Source organism: Burkholderia pseudomultivorans, from assembly GCF_001718415.1.
GTDB classification, from domain to species: Bacteria; Pseudomonadota; Gammaproteobacteria; order Burkholderiales; family Burkholderiaceae; genus Burkholderia; species Burkholderia pseudomultivorans_A.
The window spans coordinates 4,676,271-4,689,502 of sequence record NZ_CP013378.1; the positions used below are offsets into that span (position 1 = coordinate 4,676,271).

A 13,232-nucleotide genomic window follows, 5' to 3' on the forward strand; every position below is an offset into this window, starting at 1 on the left:
TTCGATCCCCGGAATCAGTTGAACAGGCCGAGCACGGTCTGGAACAGCGTCGCCGCCGTCTGGATCACCTTCGCGTTCGCCTGGTAGAGCTGCTGGTACTGCATCAGGTTGGCCGCTTCCTCGTTCTGGTTCACGCCCGACACCGACTGCTGCGACGCGGTGATCTGGCCGACCAGCGCGGTCTGCGCGGCGCTCGACGACTTCAGCTGGCTCGCCGCGTTGCCGATGTTGTTCACGTAGCTCGCGTAGGCGCCCGTCAGCGTGACCGTGCCGTTGCCGAACGACTTCGCGCTGACGAGCTTCGACAATGCGAGTGCGTTGGTGCCGTCGTTGGTGCCGCCGGCGTACGGGCCGATCTTGAACTGGTCGCCGTCGGCCGGCGCGCCCGACAGCGACACCGTCACGCCGTTGATCGCGCCCGGCGCGGTGCCCGACATCGTCAGCGTCGCGCCGACCGACGGGTCGTACGGCACCGGCGTCGACGGGTCGGTGATCGTCACCTGCTGCGGCGGCGTGCCGGCGATCGTCACGGTCGTGCCGGCCGGGAAGCCCGACAGCGACTTCGACGCCGCGTCGTAGGTCAGCGTGGTCGACGGCGCCTGGTAGCCGGCGCTCACCGCGCCCTGCGTGATGGTGGCGGTGCCGGCATTCGTCGATACGGCCGACGACACGACCGGCGACGCGGCCGCGATCGCCGAGCCGTTCGAGGTCGCGAGGCCGAAGCCGTCGAGCGCACCGCGCGTGGGCAGCACCGTGAACTGGTCGCCGGCGCTCATCGCGCCCGACGAGAACGAGAAGTCGAGGCCGCCGATCGAAGCCGGCATCGACTTCGAGGTGCCGACCACCGAGCCGCTCGCGCGATCGGTCAGCGTGTACTGGGTGCCGTCGTACGACAGCGTGTAGTCGCCCGTGGTCGGCTGCGACGCGTCGGTGAACGACACGGACAGCGCCGCGTCGCCCTTGTTCTGCTGGTTCGCGTAGACCGTCGGCGCGCCGACCGCGAACAGCTTGCCGCCGACGTTGCCCGACAGGTCGATGCCGAGCGCGTTCTGCGCGTTGACCTGCGCGGCGAAGCTCGTCGCGATCGCGCCGAGCTGCGCCTGCGCGGGGTCGAGCGTCTGGCTGCGGAACGCGAGCAGGCCGCCGAGCGTGCCGCCCGACAGCGACGCGTCGGACAGGTACTGGTTCTGGCCCGGCGGGTTCGCGCCGGCGATCCCCTGCGACACGACGGTCAGCTCGCTCGGATCGGACGGCGACGTGACGGCCGCGAGTTGGTAGCTCTTGTCGGCGACGACGAGCGGCTGGCCGCCCGCGAGGAACACGCTGTAGCCGTCGCTGTTGCGCACCACCTGCACGCCCGCGAGGCCCGACAGGTTCGACACCGCGAGGTCGCGCTGGTCCATCAGCTGGTTCGGCGGCTGGCCCTGGCTGCTCGCCGCGGCGATCTGCTGGTTCAGCTGCGCGATCTGCGCGGTGTACGCGTTGATCTGCGACACGGTGCTCGTCAGCTGCGTATTCACGCTCTGGCGCAGCGCGTCGTACTGCTGGCCGGCCGCCGTGATCTGGTCGGCCAGCGTCTGCGCATTGCTCATCGCGGTCTGCCGCACCGAGGTGTCGGCGGCGTTGTTCGCGACGTTCTGCAGCCCGGTGAAATAGTTCGTGATCGCGGTCGAGATCCCGGCCGTCGGGCTGCCGACGTAGTTGTTCAGCTGCGCGACGAGCGAATACCAGGTCGACAGCGCGCCGCCCTGCGTCTGCGCGGTGTTCAGCTGGTCGCTCAGGTACTGGCTGTACTGCCGCTGCACGGTGACGGTGTTGACGCCTTGCGGCATGTAGCCGCTGCTCGTGTACTGGCCGCTCGCCTCGGCATAGACGGGCCGCTCGACCGAATAGCCCGGCGTCGCGGCGTTGCTGATGTTCTGGCCGGTCGTCGTGAGGCCCCAGAGTGCGGCATTCAGGCCGCTGACGCCGAGGTTCATGAGTGTGTTGGACATGCGCGATCCTGATGAGCCGGCCGCGCTGCGGCCGCCGGGTTGCGTGACTCCCGGTATAACGGCCGCGGATCGGAAAAATTGAGGGAAAAATGCGCATACGACGCACCGACGCGCGTCGATGCGCATCGTGCGTCGAAACTGCGGGCGGCGGGCGCGCGCGACGGCGCGCCCACGGCGGCGTCAGGCCCGCGCGAGCGAGCGGCGCTTCATCTCGAGTTGCGTGATCAGCCGCTGCAGCGTGTTCTCCGCGCTGCCCGGCAGCGACAGGAAGCGAAAGCCGAGCTGGTAGCGCCGCGAGCCGTTGGGCATCTGCGTCGAGCGCTGCGACACGAGCTGCAGATCGAGCGACAGCTTGCCATGGCCGTTCAGCTCGAGCTCGGCACCGGGCAGCTGCGTGCCGACCTCCAGCGTCTCGACGCGCTCGTCGGCCGTGCGCAGCCCGACGCCGCCGAGCGACAGGTTGTGCACCTCGAACACGAAGCTTTCGCCGCTCGGCAGCGTGCCGCGGCACAGATACGGATCGACGACCGGCGCGTCGACGCGGAAATATTCGCGGCGCTGGATGCAGACCAGCACGTCGGGGAAATCGGCGACGAACGCGGGCAGCCCCTCGTAGCGCGTCTCGCGCGGCGTGCCGGTCGAGAATTCGACGCGCACGCCTTCCGGCGCGGCCGAGAACGTGCAGTGCGACGCGGCGAGGATGCCGGCGTTCTGCTCGGCCAGCGCGCCCCAGTCGAACGTGAACGTGCGCGCGCCGACATCGACCTCGAGCAGCCGCGTGACGAGCTGGCCGCCCGGATACTGGACGGTCAGGAAATCGCCGCGGTTCACGAGGTTGCGCAACTGCACGCCGATCTCCAGCGGATTGCGGCGGGCAAAGTCGGGGCCGGAATGGCCTGCATCCAGGCTCGGATCCGTCGACGTTTCGATATTCATGGCTAGCCGGTCTTTCTTGTCGTGGGCGCACGGGCAACCGGTGCGCGGTAAAACCGGGCCAGAAAGCGGGCCCGGTCACAGGTCTCTCACACTTAGCGGCAGTGCTGACCGAAAGTTTAGAACGATTTGCCGATTTTTTTCGCGCAAACGTTGAAACCGCGCGCGGCGGGCGGCCGGGCGCGGTCCGGAGGGTCGGGCGACGGGCAGCCGGCAGCCGGCCGCCGGCGGCCGGCCCGTCAGCCGATCTGCTGCATGATCGAGATCAGCTTCTTCGCGTAGTTCGGGTCGGTCGCATAGCCTGCCTTCTGCAGCCCGTGCGCGAAACCCTCGACGCTGCGGCTCGCGCTCAGCACGCCAGCATAGCGCGGATTGTTCTTCAGCAGGTTCGCGTAATCGGTCATCGCGTGCTCGTACGAATCGTACGCGCGGAACTTCGCGACGACGCGGCGCGGCGTGCCGTTCACGTATTCGGTCGTCAGCGCCGACACCGTGCGGCCGGTCCAGCCCTTGGTCGCCTTGATGCCGAATACGTTGTGGCTGGTCGAGCCGTCGGCCGCGCGGATCTCGCGCTTGCCCCAGCCCGATTCGAGCGCCGCCTGCCCGACGATGAAGCGCGCCGGGATGCCGGTCGCCGCGCTCGCCGCCTGCGCGGGGGCCGCCAGCCGGTCGACGAACGCGTCCGCGTCCGGCGAGCCGCTCGCGCCCTTCAGCGGCGGCGTCAGCGCGCTGCCGGCCGTATAGCCGCGCGCGCCCGCGAGGCCGCCGTTGTTCGACGCGGCATTCGCATAGGCCTTCGCCATCGCGTTCATCGCGGCGAGGCTGCCCTCGTTGCCGGACTCGCCGAAGCCGGCAGCGCCGAGCCCGGCCGCGCCGAGATCGGCCGCCGTGCCGCCGCCCGCGCCCTGCCCCGCATTGCGCATCAGCTGCTTCATCAGCGCGTCGGCGACGCCGATTCCGCGCGACGACATCTGCTGCGCGAGCTGCTGGTCGAGCATCGACGTGTACATCTTCGACGTATGCGAGTCGAACAGCCCGCCGTCGGGCGTCGCGTCGCGCATGCTCTTCAGCATCATCTGCGTGAACATCGCGTCGAACTGGCCCGCGACGAGCTTCGCGCCGCCCTGCGGCGACTGCTTCACCTGCGCGCGCAGCGCGTCGAAGCCCTGTACGTCGAGCGCGAAGCGCTGCGTGAGGTCGCCCGCGCCCGGAAGATTCGCCGAATTCGCCATTTAGATGATCTCCAGGTCCGCGCGCAGCGCACCGGCCGCCTTCATCGCCTGCAGGATCGACATCAGGTCGGCCGGCGTCGCGCCGAGCGTGTTGAGCGCCTTCACGACGTCGGCGAGGTTCGCGCCGGCCGTCACCATCTTCAGCGCGCCGTTGTCCTGCTTCAGCTGGATCTGCGACTGCTGCGCGACCACCGTCTGCCCGTTCGAGAACGGCCCCGGCTGCGACACGACCGGCTGCGTGTTGACGACGACCGACAGGTTGCCGTGCGCGACCGCGCAACTTTGCAGCGTGACCATCTGGTTCATCACGATCGAGCCGGTGCGCGCGTTCAGGATCACCTTCGCGGCCGCCTTGTCCGGGCTCACGTCGAGGTTCTGCAGGCGCGCCATGAACGCGACCTGCTGCGCCGGGTCGGCCGGCGCGGCGAGCTGGATCGTGCGGCCGTCGAGCGCCGTCGCGACGCCCGGGCCGAAGTTCGAATTGACCGCCGACACGATGCGCTGCGCGGTGCCGTAGTCCATGTCGTTCAGCTGCAGCTGCAGCATGCCGTTCATCTGCGCGAGCGCGTTCGGCACCGAGCGCTCGACGATCGCGCCGCCGACGATGCGCCCGGCCGCGAGCTGGTTCACCTGCACGCGGCTGCCGTTCGCGCTGGCGCCCGCGCCGCCGACCGCCATGTTGCCCTGCGCGAGCGCATACACCTGCCCGTCCGCGCCCTTCAGCGGCGTGAGCAGCAGCGTGCCGCCGCGCAGGCTCTTCGCGTTGCCGAGCGACGACACCGTCACGTCGAGCGCCTCGCCCGGCCGTGCGAACGGCGGCAGCGTCGCGGTCACCATCACGGCCGCGACGTTCTTCAGCTGCATGTTGTTGAGCTGCGACGCACCGCCGTTGGCCGAGCCGTTGTTGATCGAGATGCCGAGGTTCGCGAGCATGTTCGCGAGCGTCTGGGTCGTAAACGGCGTCTGCATCGTCTGGTCGCCGGTGCCGTCGAGGCCGACGACGAGGCCATAGCCGATCAGCGGGTTGTCGCGCACGCCCTGGATCTGCGCGAGGTCCTTCAGGCGCTCGGCGCGCGCGGGGCCTGCGCCGAGCCCGCACACGGCGGCGACCAGCAGCAGCGCGGCGGCGGCATGCGCGCGAAACGACAGGCGACGAAGTACGGTCTTGTGCATCGGCGTCACCACGGCGCGATATTGAGGAAGAAGCGCTGCAGCCAGCCCATCGTCTCGGCTTCGTTGATGTAGCCCTTCGCCGAGTATTCGATCCGCGCGTCGGCGACCTGCGTCGAGTACACCGAATTCGAGCCGGAGATCGTGTTCGGATTGACGACGCCCGAGAAGCGCACGAATTCGTTGCCCTGGTTGATCAGCATCTGCTTTTCGCCGCTGACCACCAGGTTGCCGTTCGGCAGCACGTTGGTGACGGTCACCGTGATCGTGCCGTTGAACGTGTTCGCCGCGCTCGCGCCGCCGGTCGCGGCGAACTTGTTGTCGCCCGACGCCGACAGGTTCGCCTTGCTGAACAGCCCGCCGAGGAAGCCGGCCGTCGGCACGTTGAAGTCGGTGTTGCCCTGCCGGTTGGTGTTCGCGCCCGACGACTTGGTCGCGTTGATGTTTTCCGCGATCACGATCGTCAGGATGTCGCCGACGTTGCGCGGCCGCTGATCCTCGAACAGCGGCCGGCCCGCGTAGCCGGGATTGAAGATCGAGCCGGGCGCCTGCATCGACACCGGCATCGGCGGCTGCGCCGTCATCGGCTGCTGGATGATCGGCTCGTGCGGAATCTGCGCGCAGCCGGCGAACGCCGCCACCGCGACCGCGCAGGCGGCGCGGACGGTGACGGACGGGAGGAGGCGAACCTGCTTCATGGCAACGACGGGATGTCCGGTTAACTCTTCATCTGCGTGACGGTCTGCAGCATCTGGTCGGACGTCGTCACGGCCTTGCTGTTGATCTCGTACGCGCGCTGCGTCTGGATCATGTTGACCAGCTCCTGCACCACGTTCACGTTCGACGCCTCGACATAGCCCTGGTTGAGCGTGCCCGCGCCGTTCAGGCCCGGCTGCGACACGTTCGGCGCGCCCGACGAGGTGGTCTCGGAGAACAGGTTCTCGCCGCGCGCCTCGAGGCCGGCCGGGTTGATGAAGGTCGCGATCTGCAGCGAGCCGATCTGCACCGCGTTGCTCGAGCCCGGCTGCGTGACCGACACGACGCCGTCCTTGCCGATCGTCAGCGACGTCGCGTTCTGCGGCACCGTGATCGCCGGCAGGATCTGGTAGCCGCTCGACGTGACGAGCTGGCCCTGCGCGTTGGTCTGGAACGAGCCGTCGCGCGTGTACGCGTTGGTGCCGTCCGGCATCAGCACCTGGAAGAAGCCCGCGCCGTTGATCGCGACGTCCTTCGAGTTGCCGGTCTGCGTGAGGCTGCCCTGCGTGTACAGGCGCTCGGTCGCGACCTGCTGCACGCCGGTGCCGAGCTGCAGGCCCGACGGCAGCTCGGTCTGCTGCGTCGAGTTCGCGCCGGGCTGGCGGATGGTCTGGTACAGCAGGTCCTCGAACACCGCGCGCGAGCCCTTGAAGCCGTTGGTGCTGACGTTCGCGAGGTTGTTCGAGATCACGTCCATCTGCGCCTGCTGCGCATTCATGCCGGTGGCGGCGATATAGAGCGAACGATTCACTTGTTAGGTTCTCCTGCTAGGGCTGGCGCGAGTCGCTCAGCTGAAGTTGAGCAGCTGGTTCGCCGACTGCTCGTTCTGGTCGGCCGTCTGGATCAGCTTCGACTGAAGCTGGAACGCACGCGCGTTGTCGATCATCGCGACCATCGCGGTCACCGGGTTCACGTTGCTGCCTTCGAGCGAGTTCGGCGTGACGACGACGTTCGGGTCGGCATCGGCCGGATTGCCGTCGGCGGTGCGGAACAGCCCGTCGTTGCCGCGCGTGAGCGTGGCCGGATCGGGATTGACGAGCTTCATCTGGTCGACGATCGCGACCGCCGTCGGCGGGTCGCCCGGCATCAGCGCCGACACCGTGCCGTCCTTGCCGATCGTCACTTCCGCGTTCGGCGGCACCGAGATCGGGCCGCCGTTGCCGACCACCGGCAGGTTGCTCGCGTTGACGAGCTGGCCGTTCTGGTCGACGTGCAGGTTGCCGGCGCGCGTATACGCCTCGCTGCCGTCGGCCAGCTGCACGGACAGCCAGCCGGCGCCCTGCACGGCGACGTCGAGCGGATTGCCGGTGCGCGTGATCGGCCCCGGCGCGAAGTCCGCGCCCGGCGTCGAAGCGAGCACGTAGGTGCGCGTCGTCGTCGGGTCGACCGTGCTGCCGTCGCCGAAATTCATCGGCACCGCGCGATAGGTCGCGAGCTGCGCGCGAAAGCCCGTCGTCGATGCGTTCGCGAGGTTGTTCGCGACGATCGCCTGCTGGTCGAGCGACTGCGACGCGCCCGTCATCGCCGTGTAGATCAGTCGGTCCATGGCTGCCCGTTATCCGCGCGTCACAGGTTGATGAGCGTCTGGTCGACGGTCTGCTGCGTCTTGATCGTCTGCGCGTTCGCCTGGTAGTTGCGCTGCGCGGTGATCAGGTTCACGAGCTGCGAGGTCAGGTCGACGTTCGAGTTCTCGAGCGCGCTGCCCTGCAGCGTGCCGTGGTTCGTGCTGCCCGGCGCGGAGATCTGCGGCACGCCCGAGGCGGCCGTCTCGACGTACTGGTTGCCGCCGATATTGACGAGCCCGTTCGGGTTGTTGAAGTTCGCGAGCGCGATCTGGCCGAGCGTCGCCGTCTGGCCGTTCGAGTAGTTGCCGGTGACCTTGCCGTCGTTGCCGATCGTGAAGGTGGTCAGCGTGCCGCTCGCGAAACCGTCCTGCGCGAGGTTGTTCACGCCGTCCTTGCCGCCGTACTGCGTGGTGCCGGTCAGGTCGAGCGTCAGCGACTGCGGCGTGCCGGAGCCGTCGTTGTTGTCGATCGTGAACGTGAACTGGCCGAGCGACTTGGTCGCCGTGCCGTCCGGCGCGACGGTGCTCTGGATCGCGCCGGTCGAATCGAAGGTGACCGTGCCGAGGTCGGTCGTGCTGCCGCCCTGCACGCCCGCGTACGCTTCCCACTGGCCGCTGGTGGCGGACTTCACGAAATACATGTTGACCGGCTGCGAACCGCCGAGCGAGTCGTAGACCTGGATCGACGTCGAGTAGTTGTACGTCGTGTTGTCGGTCGGGTCGAACTGCGTCTTGGTCGGCAGCGCGTCCTGCGAGTTCAGGTTGAACTGGCCGGTGATCTTGGTGGTCGCCGTCGGCGCGATATTGGTCGTCGGCGCCTGCAGCGGCACGGTCTGCGCGGTGTTGATCACGCCGTTCTTGTCGGCCGCGTAGCCCATCAGGTTCAGGCCCTGCGCGTTGACGATATAGCCGTTCTTGTCGCGCTGGAACGTGCCGTCGCGCGTATACGTCATCGCGCCGTTGTTCGACATCTGGAAGAAGCCGTTGCCGTTGATCGCGACGTCGAGCGACGAGCTGGTCGCGTTGATCGCGCCCTGCCCGAACTGCTGCTGCACCGACGCGAGCGTCGTGCCGATGCCGATCTGCGTGTTGACGGACGTCGCGATCGAGTTCGCGTACATGTCCGAGAACTGCGCGGTGCTCGACTTGAAGCCGACCGTGTTCGCGTTCGCGATGTTGTTGCCGATCACGTCGAGCGCGTTCGATGCGCCGGCGAGGCCGCTCAGACCCTGTTCATAACCCATTTCGGTCTCCGTTTCGAGGAAGCTGGATCAGTTGGTGGTGGTGTTGCCGGACGAGGACGAAGACGACGACGACGCGGTGTTCGGGAAGATCGACGCGACCTGCGTGAGCCCGACGGTCGAGCCGTTCGACAGCACGAGCCCCGGCGTGCCGTCCGACTGCTTGATGACGCTTTGCACCTGCGCGGCCGCGAGCACGGTCGGCGCATAGGTCTTGCCGTCGCTGCCGGTGTACTGCGCGCTGATCGTGTACTGGCCGTCCGGCAGCGCATTGCCGGCCGCATCGGTCGGCGTCCAGTTGAACGGCACGGTGCCGGCCGACTGCTGGCCCGCGTTGATCGTGTTGACGACGGCGCCCGCGCTGTTCTTCACGGTGATCGTCAGGTTCGACACGCTGCTCGTCAGCGACACGCCGAACGGCGACGCCGCGCCGCTCTTCACCGCGACGGTGTTGCCCGGCGCCAGCACGTTCGAGCCGATCAGCAGCGCGGCCTGCGTCTGCTGCCCGGCGGCGAGCTGCGTCGACAGCGAGGTCAGCGACGTGTTGAGCTGCGCGATGCCGCTCACCGTATTGATCTGCGCGAGCTGCGAGGTCATCTGCGAGCTGTCGACCGGGCTGGTCGGATCCTGGTTCTGCAGTTGCGTGACGAGCAGCTTCAGGAACGTCGCCTGCAGGTCGCTCGCCGACGTGCCGGTCGTCGACACGTTGTTGGTGTTCATCGTGTCGGTCGGCAGGGTCGACACGTTCGTGCCGCTGCTGCCGATCGTCGTGCTGGAGGAGGTCATGCTGTCTGGCCCTGTATCGGATCTGTCGTAACTGCCGGGTCTGTCGGCGCTGGCTGGCGGTCCGCGTGCGCGCGGCTCACGAGCCGATCGTCAGCGTCTTCAGCATCAATTGCTTCGCGGTGTTCAGCGTCTCGACGTTGGCCTGGTAAGAGCGCGACGCCGAGATCATGTTCACCATTTCCTGCACCGGATCGACGTTCGGCATCTGCACGTAGCCGTTCGCGTCGGCGGCCGGGTTCGCCGGGTCGTAGGTCGACTTCATCGGCGACGGATCGTCGACCACCTTCGTCACGCGCACGCCGCCGACGCCCTGGCCGGACGCGGTGCGCGCGCCGCCGATCGGATCGGTCGCGAACACGACCTGCTTGGCCTTGTACGGCTTGCCGTCGGGGCCGGTCGCGCTGTCGGCGTTCGCGAGGTTCGACGCGGTGACGTTCAGGCGCTGCGACTGCGCGGACAGCGCCGAGCCGGCGACGCCGAAGATGTTCATCAACGAGGGCATGGAGGCTCCTTGTGCTCGGGTTCGGAAGCGGCGCGCGCTTACGAGTTCGTCGTGATCGCGGCGATCATCGCCTTGATCTGCTGGGTCATCACGGTCATCCCGGTCTCGTAGTGCAGCGCGTTGTTGGCGAACTGCACGCGCTCGACGTCGAGATCGACCGTGTTGCCGTCGAGCGACGGCTGCAGCGGCATCCGGTACTGCGCGCGGCCGTAGTCGTCGGCCGGGCCGCCGGTCGGGATCAGCTTCGCGGTGCCGGTCATGTGGCCCGCCGCGGTCGACGCCATCGTCATGCCGCTCGTCACGCCGGCCGGCTGCGTCATCGGCAGCTGCGCGGCGTTGCTCGGCGCGAGGCCGCCGTTCACCTGCTTCAGCGAACGCGCGAGCGCCGACGCGAAATCGACGTCGCGGGCCTGATAGCCGGGCGTGTCGGCGTTCGCGATGTTCGACGACAGCAGTTCCTGCCGATACGCGCGCACGTCGAGCGCCTGTCGGCCGAACGCGAATTCGGCATCGAGTTTGTCCAGCATGTGTGCGTCCCTCCGGATGAAGCGCTGCACGCCCCCCGCGCCGCACGGCGGCCCGGGAGGCTTTTTTCCATGACAGCGATGGTAGGCGTCGCGCGCAACCGGCAATCGGGCGAATAACGCGGCAAAGCCCCCCTCTATTCATCGTTTGCGCGACCGCCCCGCTCCCTAGAATGCAATTCGGGATCAACGGATCGAGGACACGGCGATGACAGGCTGCGCACGGGGCGACAGAAACGGACGGCGGACGCACGTCCGGCGTGCGTTGGCGCTCGCGGCGGCGCTGTGGATCGCGGCGCCGGCGGCGCGCGCGGACGACGGGATGATCGTGATCCCCGGACGCGGCGAGACGGCCGAGCACGCGCTCGCGACTGCGGCCGCGGCAAGCGGCGGCCTGGCGGGCGGCAATGCGGGCCGGGCGAGTGCGGCGGCCGCGATGAATGCCGCGCCGGCGGGCGCCGCGATGCCGCCGATGAACGCGGCGTCGGTTCCGCCGGAAAGCACGTCGAATCCGCCCGCGACTTATCCCGCCGCGATGCGAAGCGGGCTGCCGGCCGCCGATCCGGGCGGCGCAGCGCCCGGTGCGCCCGTTCCCGCCGCACGCCCGGCAGCGAATGCCTACGCAGGCGCACGCACGAACACCGCCGGCACCGGCTATGGCGCGGCGCGCGCCGCCGACCCGGGCGGCATCGTCACGGTCGTCGCCGGCGCGGCCGATGCCGCGTCGAACGCCGCGCGGACGCCGCAGCCGCCGGCGATCGCGGCACGCCCGGTGCCGCCGCGCGCCGCCGCGCCGGCCCCGCGCCCGGCGGCCGCCGCCGCTGCCGTGTCAGCCGCTGCCGCGCCGACGTCCGCCGCCGCGCAACCCGACACCGCCCCCGCCCGGCAGGATCCCGACTCGATTCGCCGCGTGGCGCTCGCGTTCCTGCAGCAGCAGATCGCCGGCCTGCCCGGCAAGACCACCGCGACGGTCGCGCCCGCGTTTCCGCGCGGGCTCGCCGCCTGCACGACGCTCGAGCCGTTCCTGCCGACCGGTGCGCGCCTGTGGGGCCGCACGACGGTCGGCGTGCGCTGCGCGGGCGAGCGGCCGTGGACCGTCTATCTGCAGGCAAAAGTCGCGGTGCAGGCCACCTACTATGTCGCCGCGCGGCAGATTGCGCCCGGCGAGCCGCTGAGCGCGGCCGACCTCGTCGCGCGCGACGGCGACCTGACGGTGCTGCCGCTGGCCGTGATCACCGATCCCGCGCAGGCGGTCGGCGCGACCGCGCTCGCGCGCATCGCGGCCGGGCTGCCGCTGCGCCAGGACATGCTGAAGAGCGCGGCGTCGGTGTCGGCCGGACAGACGGTGCGCGTCGTCGCGGCCGGCCCCGGTTTCACGATCTCGGCCGAGGGCAGCGCGCTCGCGAACGCGGCGCCCGGCCAGTCGGTGCGGGTCAGGATGGCGGCGGGCCAGATCGTGACCGCGATCGTCAAGGACGCGGGGACGGTGGAGATCCCGCTGTAAGAGTGTAAAAGATTGTTTATTCGGAGAATTTTGAAGACACGGTGCTAAAGTTCGGCCCGGACCTGCCGTTATCTGGGTCAAACCGTACAGGAACCTCATCGTGAAAATCGATTCCACTCCGAACCCGAGCCCCGTCGCACCGGCCAGCAGCGGCAACGGCGCGGCCCGCCCGCAAGCCGGCGCGGCCTCGTCGACGGCTGCGCAGACGGCCGACGCAGGATCGACCGGCGGCGACGCGACCGTGAACCTGTCCGGTCTGTCCGGCCAGCTGCGCGCGCAGTCGGCATCCGGCGACGCGGACATCGACACGGCGCTCGTCCAGTCGATCAAGGACGCACTGAACAACGGCACGCTGACGATCGATCCGAACCGGATCGCCGACGGCGTGCTGAATACCGCCCGCGAGCTGCTGCAGCAGCAGCGCCCGCAGGGCAACTGAGCCGGCTCGCGCCGGTCCCCCGGTTTGCCGGTGCGCGTGCCTCGGACGCGCGCCGGCGCGACGAGCATCACGCAATGAGAGAAGAGCTGCTGGCCACGGTCAACGACGAACACGCGACGGTCGAAGCGTTCGCGTCGCTGCTTGCGTATGAGGAAAAGGCGCTGACGACGGCCGAACCGCTCGCGATGCTGCCCGGCATCGTCGAGAAGAAAAGCGCGCTGCTCGACCGGCTCGCGCAGCTCGAACGCACGCGCGATGCGCAGTTGTCGGCGCTCGGCTTTTCGGCCGGCAAGAAAGGGATGGACCAGGCCGCCGAGCGCGACGCGCGTCTCGCCGGCCGCTGGCAGCTGCTGCAGCAGGCCGCCGAACGGGCGCGCCGCGCCAATGCGAACAACGGGATGCTGATCCGGATCCGGATGGACTACAACGAGCGCGCGCTCGCGGTGCTGCGCTCGACGCCCGCGCCGGCCGGCGTCTACGGGCCCGACGGCCGCGTGTCGGCGCTGATGCGCTGACGCCCGCAAGGCGCGCCGCCGTGCGCGTCCGTTTTCTCCTTCCCTTTACCCGACTGTTTCACCCATGCGGCC

At 69.1% G+C, this 13,232-nt stretch carries 14 protein-coding genes; 3 read left to right on the top strand and 11 right to left on the bottom strand.

Translation table 11 applies throughout. The annotated features are described in order from the left end of the window. Positions 1-14: 14 nt before the first annotated feature. The 11 genes from flgK to flgB all read right to left on the bottom strand — a co-directional run bounded on the left by flgK (position 15) and on the right by flgB (position 10,705). On the bottom strand, positions 15-1,994 hold the full coding sequence (gene flgK / locus WS57_RS33930; protein WP_059516843.1) for a flagellar hook-associated protein FlgK: 1,980 nt from the start codon (positions 1,992-1,994) through the stop codon (positions 15-17). Positions 1,995-2,174: 180 nt separating this feature from the next. Next, a complete protein-coding gene (locus WS57_RS33935; protein WP_009691244.1) occupies positions 2,175-2,930 on the bottom strand; it encodes a flagellar brake protein in 756 nt (251 codons plus the stop codon). A gap of 236 nt (positions 2,931-3,166) precedes the next feature. Next, complete coding sequence (gene flgJ, locus WS57_RS33940) at positions 3,167-4,159, bottom strand: flagellar assembly peptidoglycan hydrolase FlgJ (RefSeq protein WP_040128433.1); 993 nt, start codon at positions 4,157-4,159, stop codon at positions 3,167-3,169. After that, positions 4,160-5,332 carry a flagellar basal body P-ring protein FlgI gene (locus WS57_RS33945; protein ID WP_059481701.1) on the bottom strand — a complete coding sequence of 391 codons (1,173 nt, stop codon included), beginning with the start codon at positions 5,330-5,332 and terminating at the stop codon, positions 4,160-4,162. It abuts the gene before it with no gap. Between the two features lie 5 nt (positions 5,333-5,337). After that, positions 5,338-6,027 (bottom strand): flagellar basal body L-ring protein FlgH, encoded by a 690-nt coding sequence (flgH, locus tag WS57_RS33950; RefSeq protein ID WP_009687713.1) that lies wholly within the window; start codon positions 6,025-6,027, stop codon positions 5,338-5,340. Positions 6,028-6,047: 20 nt separating this feature from the next. Next, positions 6,048-6,836, bottom strand: coding sequence for a flagellar basal-body rod protein FlgG (flgG, locus tag WS57_RS33955; protein WP_040128434.1), 789 nt, complete (start codon positions 6,834-6,836; stop codon positions 6,048-6,050). A 36-nt stretch (positions 6,837-6,872) separates the two neighbouring features. Beyond that, positions 6,873-7,631, bottom strand: a complete 759-nt coding sequence (gene flgF, locus WS57_RS33960; RefSeq protein ID WP_009687711.1) for a flagellar basal-body rod protein FlgF — start codon at positions 7,629-7,631, stop codon at positions 6,873-6,875. A 20-nt stretch (positions 7,632-7,651) separates the two neighbouring features. Next, positions 7,652-8,893, bottom strand: a complete 1,242-nt coding sequence (gene flgE / locus WS57_RS33965; RefSeq protein ID WP_009687710.1) for a flagellar hook protein FlgE — start codon at positions 8,891-8,893, stop codon at positions 7,652-7,654. 27 nt (positions 8,894-8,920) lie between these two features. Continuing rightward, positions 8,921-9,676 carry a flagellar hook assembly protein FlgD gene (gene flgD / locus WS57_RS33970; RefSeq protein WP_040128436.1) on the bottom strand — a complete coding sequence of 252 codons (756 nt, stop codon included), beginning with the start codon at positions 9,674-9,676 and terminating at the stop codon, positions 8,921-8,923. Positions 9,677-9,752: 76 nt separating this feature from the next. Next, entirely contained in the window at positions 9,753-10,178 is a 426-nt protein-coding gene (gene flgC / locus WS57_RS33975; protein ID WP_009687707.1) for a flagellar basal body rod protein FlgC, read from the bottom strand. Between the two features lie 38 nt (positions 10,179-10,216). Then, positions 10,217-10,705 carry a flagellar basal body rod protein FlgB gene (flgB, locus tag WS57_RS33980; RefSeq protein ID WP_059516847.1) on the bottom strand — a complete coding sequence of 163 codons (489 nt, stop codon included), beginning with the start codon at positions 10,703-10,705 and terminating at the stop codon, positions 10,217-10,219. A gap of 205 nt (positions 10,706-10,910) precedes the next feature. Here flgB and flgA point away from each other — a divergent pair, with 205 nt between their 5' ends. The 3 genes from flgA (at position 10,911) to WS57_RS33995 (ending at position 13,160) form a co-directional block, all read left to right on the top strand. After that, positions 10,911-12,206 carry a flagellar basal body P-ring formation chaperone FlgA gene (gene flgA / locus WS57_RS33985; RefSeq protein ID WP_069245391.1) on the top strand — a complete coding sequence of 432 codons (1,296 nt, stop codon included), beginning with the start codon at positions 10,911-10,913 and terminating at the stop codon, positions 12,204-12,206. 100 nt (positions 12,207-12,306) lie between these two features. Continuing rightward, complete coding sequence (gene flgM / locus WS57_RS33990) at positions 12,307-12,645, top strand: flagellar biosynthesis anti-sigma factor FlgM (protein WP_059481672.1); 339 nt, start codon at positions 12,307-12,309, stop codon at positions 12,643-12,645. Between the two features lie 74 nt (positions 12,646-12,719). After that, positions 12,720-13,160 carry a flagella synthesis protein FlgN gene (locus WS57_RS33995; RefSeq protein WP_040128441.1) on the top strand — a complete coding sequence of 147 codons (441 nt, stop codon included), beginning with the start codon at positions 12,720-12,722 and terminating at the stop codon, positions 13,158-13,160. Positions 13,161-13,232: the final 72 nt, after the last annotated feature.

Coding starts and splice junctions, on each gene's coding strand:
- flgK (WP_059516843.1), bottom strand. CDS start 1,994: ATGTCCAACACACTCATGAACCTCGGCGTCAGCGGCCTGAATGCCGCA.
- WS57_RS33935 (WP_009691244.1), bottom strand. CDS start 2,930: ATGAATATCGAAACGTCGACGGATCCGAGCCTGGATGCAGGCCATTCC.
- flgJ (WP_040128433.1), bottom strand. CDS start 4,159: ATGGCGAATTCGGCGAATCTTCCGGGCGCGGGCGACCTCACGCAGCGC.
- WS57_RS33945 (WP_059481701.1), bottom strand. CDS start 5,332: ATGCACAAGACCGTACTTCGTCGCCTGTCGTTTCGCGCGCATGCCGCC.
- flgH (WP_009687713.1), bottom strand. CDS start 6,027: ATGAAGCAGGTTCGCCTCCTCCCGTCCGTCACCGTCCGCGCCGCCTGC.
- flgF (WP_009687711.1), bottom strand. CDS start 7,631: ATGGACCGACTGATCTACACGGCGATGACGGGCGCGTCGCAGTCGCTC.
- flgE (WP_009687710.1), bottom strand. CDS start 8,893: ATGGGTTATGAACAGGGTCTGAGCGGCCTCGCCGGCGCATCGAACGCG.
- flgD (WP_040128436.1), bottom strand. CDS start 9,676: ATGACCTCCTCCAGCACGACGATCGGCAGCAGCGGCACGAACGTGTCG.
- flgC (WP_009687707.1), bottom strand. CDS start 10,178: ATGCCCTCGTTGATGAACATCTTCGGCGTCGCCGGCTCGGCGCTGTCC.
- flgB (WP_059516847.1), bottom strand. CDS start 10,705: ATGCTGGACAAACTCGATGCCGAATTCGCGTTCGGCCGACAGGCGCTC.
- flgA (WP_069245391.1), top strand. CDS start 10,911: ATGACAGGCTGCGCACGGGGCGACAGAAACGGACGGCGGACGCACGTC.
- WS57_RS33995 (WP_040128441.1), top strand. CDS start 12,720: ATGAGAGAAGAGCTGCTGGCCACGGTCAACGACGAACACGCGACGGTC.